The organism is Pseudomonas sp. 18.1.10, from assembly GCF_024655625.1.
Lineage (GTDB): Bacteria > Pseudomonadota > Gammaproteobacteria > Pseudomonadales > Pseudomonadaceae > Aquipseudomonas.
Map to the genome: position 1 here is coordinate 1 of NZ_JANLGL010000430.1, position 2,031 is coordinate 2,031.

The window sequence follows — 2,031 nt, forward strand, 5'->3', positions numbered from 1 at the left end:
CACCGCTTTCGCGAGCAAGCCCGCTCCCACACAAGCCAGCTCCCACAGTTTGATCGGTGTAGCTTTTAGGTCACGCTGTTGCGGACTTTGAATTGTGGTTGGTCCCAGGTGCGCTGATCGAGGATGTCACCGAGGATTTCCACGGCATCGAATACTTCGGTGAAGCTGGTGTACAACGGCGTAAACCCAAACCGCATGATGCGCGGCTCGCGGTAGTCACCGATCACGCCCCGGGCGATCAGCGCCTGGATCACCGCATACCCTTCGGGATGCTCAAAACTCACATGACTGCCGCGCTTGGCGTGTTCACGCGGGGTAATCAGCACCAGCCCGTGGGCAGCACAACGCGCTTCGACCAACGCGATAAACAAGTCGGTCAACGCCAGGGATTTGCTGCGCAAGCGGGCCATGTCGGTCTGCGCAAAAATCTCCAGGCCGCATTCCACCATGGCCAGCGAGGTGATCGGCTGGGTGCCGCACAGGTAACGGGCAATCCCGGCACTCGGCGCATAGGTCGATTCCATGGCGAACTGGCGCGTGTGCCCAAACCAACCCGACAACGGCTGGCGCACCAGGTCCACCAGCGCCGGGTTGACCCACACAAACGCCTGGGAGCCCGGGCCGCCATTGAGGTATTTGTAGGTGCAACCAATCGCGTAATCGGCAGCGGCCTGGTGCAGATCGATGGGCACCGCGCCCGCCGAATGCGCCAGGTCCCAGATACTCAGCGCGCCGCATTCGTGGCTCAGCGCGGTGAGCGCCTGCATGTCGTACATGTAGCCGGTCTTGTAGTTGACGTGGGTGAGCATCACCACCGCCACGTCGGCGTCGATAGCCTGCGGCAACTCGTCCGGGCTGTTGACCAGGCGCAGGGAATAACCCTGTTGCAGCAGCTCGGCCAGGCCTTCGGCGATGTACAGGTCGGTGGGAAAGTTGCTCGCTTCGCTGACGATCACCTTGCGCGCCGGTTGGCGCTCGCGCTGCACCGTCAACGCGGCGCTGAGCACCTTGAACAGGTTGATCGAGGTGGTATCGGTAATCACCACTTCGCCATCGCGCGCGCCGATCAACGGGGCCAGGCGATTGCCCAGGCGCTGGGACAAGTCTGCCCAGCCGGCGCTGTTCCAGCTACGGATCAAGCCATTCCCCCACTCTTCGCCGATCACCTGTTGCGCCCGCGCCAGCGCCGTCACCGGGCGGGCGCCGAGGGAGTTGCCGTCGAGGTAGATCACCCCCTCCGGCAACGCGAACTGCTGGCGCAGCGGCGCCAGCGGGTCTTGATCGTCGAGGGTTTGGCAGTGGCTTCGGGTGGTCATGGTCTGTCCTGGTTTTTATAAGTGAGAATGGACCAAATAATGAACGAAGATTTAGAGAATTTTCGTGCAAAGTGGTGGGTAACAAGCTAATTAAGCTGTAGGAAATTCGAATTAAACCTCCAAACACGCGGATTTATGCCAACCATGATTCTCGACGCCACCGACCTGCGCCTCCTGCATTTCCTGCAACAGGATGGGCGTATCAGCAACCAGGAACTGGCAGAGAAAGTCGCGCTGTCACCGTCCGCCTGCCTGCGCCGTTTGCGCCTGCTGGAAAGTGAAGGTGTTATCAGTGGCTACCGCGCCGTGCTGAATGCCGAGCAGTTGGGCATCGAGTTGGAAGCCATCGTGCACCTGTCCCTGCGCCAGGATGTGGAGGATTGGCATGAGACGTTCATCAAGAAGGTACAAGGCTGGCCGGAAGTGGCCAGTGCCTATGTAATCACCGGCGCGAGCAACTATGTGCTGCGGGTGCAGGCGCGCAACCTCAAGCACTTTTCCGACTTTATCGTGAACCACCTGAACCGCACGGCGGGGGTGATGGATATCCGTTCGGAGATTGTGTTGCAGAAGATCAAGGATCGGGATGAGGTGTTGGATCTGGTGATCCGCAAATAACCAGCAACCCCACAATTCCCCTGTGGGAACAGGCTTATGTGGGAGCGGGCTTGCTCGCGAATGCGGTGGGTCAGTCAACGCAACTAGTGACTGAAAC

The 2,031-nt window shown here is 60.0% G+C and carries 2 protein-coding genes; one reads left to right on the plus strand and one right to left on the minus strand.

Annotated features, from left to right (window positions below):
- Positions 1-65 precede the first annotated feature (65 nt).
- Positions 66-1,316, minus strand: a complete 1,251-nt coding sequence (kynU, locus tag NUV89_RS29465) for a kynureninase (protein ID WP_257784087.1) — start codon at positions 1,314-1,316, stop codon at positions 66-68.
- Between the two features lie 144 nt (positions 1,317-1,460).
- Between kynU and NUV89_RS29470 the strand changes: the two genes are divergently transcribed.
- Positions 1,461-1,934: an Lrp/AsnC family transcriptional regulator gene (locus tag NUV89_RS29470; RefSeq protein ID WP_058420006.1), complete on the plus strand. Its 474-nt coding sequence runs from the start codon at positions 1,461-1,463 to the stop codon at positions 1,932-1,934.
- Positions 1,935-2,031: the final 97 nt, after the last annotated feature.